The following is a 2,242-nucleotide window of genomic DNA, read 5'->3' as shown; positions in this document are numbered from 1 at the left end:
TTCTAATTCTAAACCTTCAACTAATTGCTCTAAAGTTTCTTCCATAAAGGAAAGTACTCGGTCTGCTCCTACACTTCCATCTATTTGGGCTTTTAATCCAAACCCTATAGTGTCTCCATAATCATCTACATTTAATGTAAATGGATAATTCGTACGTTCCTGTCCTCCTTTTACAGTCATTTCTAAATCAAGAGTATCAGCTTCTTCTTCTATTGAAGGATGAGAATGACGGAAGTTTAATAAGGCACTAAATAATGGTACTTCATTTGAAACCCCACTCCAAGTTTGAATATTTGCTAGTGGTGTTTGTTCATAAGGAAGTAAATCTCTTAACTGTTGTTTTACTTCTTCAACATATGCTAATACACTTCCTTCTAACTTAATATAAAATGGTAATGTATTGATAAATAAACCTAATGAATCTGCTGCTCCTAAAGAACCTTGCAAACGGCCTGAAAATAAAGACCCGAATAATGCGTAATCTTTATTACTACATCTACCTACTACAATTCCGTAAGCAGCATGAAATAATACAGCTGGACTAATCCCTAATTCAAGACTAACAGCTCTAAGATTTTTATGTAATGATTCTGATAAAAAAATTGATGCTTCTTTTATCTCACTACCATTCCCTTGAATATCTGAAAGTTCAAAAGGATAGGTAGGTTCATCAACAGTTTCAAGTGATTTCTTAAAATAAGTTTCACTATCATTAATCGCTTGCTGATGTAAAGTATGACCTATAAAATTTCTATATAACACTGGAGCAGGAAGACTTTCTCCTTTTCCTGATAAATAAACTACAATTTCTGAGTTAATTTTTTCTAACCCTACATGATCTATCACTAAATGATGCGCACATAGTAATAAATAGTAACAATTATTAGCTGTATCGTCTGCTGTTTGTAGATTTAACAATGGTGCTTTGGTTGCATCCATCCATTGACTACCAGGAGCAATTAATGCTTCTAACTCTGATAGCATATCTTTAGAATTATCTATATCTAAAGTTTCTACAGATAAAGTAACTTCCTTAAGTACTACTTGAACTGCACTTGGTAAACCTTCATTTATAATACAGGTACGTAAAATATCATGACGATTTACTACAAATTGTAATGTATCTAAGAATAATGATCGTTTTTCTTGACTTGGAAATGATAATAGATTTGGTAATATATATGGATCTCCTTGCTCTTTATCACTCATCAAGTAATGGAAATGCATTCCTTCTTGCAATGGAGATAATGGATACATATCTTCAATATTAGAGATGCCTCCAGGTATTTTTGAAACAACAGTATCGATATCCTCTTGACTAAAATCTAATAAAGGAACCATTTCTGGCGTAATACGATCTATATCTGATGTAATTCCATTTGCTGGAACTTGATATACATCTGTTAATGAAGTTACTTCCTCACTTATTCCTGCTATAGTTGGATTAGAGAAAATATCTTTTACTTCGACATGGAAATCTAATTTTTGTAGACGAGAAATTAACTGAACAACTAATAAACTATGTCCTCCTAATTCGAAGAAATTATCATAAACTCCTACCTTATCTATGCCTAATATTTCTTGCCAGATAACAGATATTTGTGTTTCCACCTCATTTCTAGGTGCTACATACTCTTTACTTGAAATATCTGAAATAGTCGGTGTTGGTAATGCCTTACGATCTAATTTACCATTATTTGTTAATGGCATTTCTTCTAATTCCACCCAAATTGAAGGAATCATATAATCTGGCAAGTGCTCTTTTAGCTCCGTTTGAATCGCTTCCTTATCAAAAACATCTTCTGAAACTACATAACCGATCAAACGTTTTGTGCCATTGTCACTCTCTTTTGCCAATACACAACATTGACTTATAGAAACTAAATTTGATAAAGCATTCTCTATCTCTCCTAATTCGATACGATAACCTCGAATCTTAACCTGACTGTCCTTTCTTCCGATAAACTCAATTGTACCATCTGGTAACCACTTCGCTAAATCCCCCGTTTTATATAAGCGATCTCCTTCCTTAAAAGGATTTAAGGTAAATTTCTCTTTCGTAAGTTCTTCGTTATTCAAATATCCTAAACCAACTCCTGAACCTCCTACAACTAATTCTCCTACAACACCTACAGGAACTAAATTCATTGATGAATCTACGATGTAAGCTATACTGTTTTTTATAGGCTTACCTATAGGAAGGGTAGTTTGTGTCAATTCAATACTATGAGTGGTTGAGAAC

General features: G+C 33.1%; 1 protein-coding gene. It reads right to left on the bottom strand.

Annotated elements, in window-relative coordinates; all coding sequences use genetic code 11:
- On the bottom strand, positions 1-2,242 hold a 2,242-nt coding region (locus tag BVC87_RS22915), incomplete at both ends, for a condensation domain-containing protein (protein WP_075344719.1).

The organism is Tenacibaculum agarivorans (genome assembly GCF_001936575.1).
Classification (GTDB): Bacteria; Bacteroidota; Bacteroidia; order Flavobacteriales; family Flavobacteriaceae; genus Polaribacter; species Polaribacter agarivorans.
The sequence above is the reverse complement of the archived record's forward strand: the minus strand, read 5'-3'. Positions and strand labels throughout refer to the sequence as shown.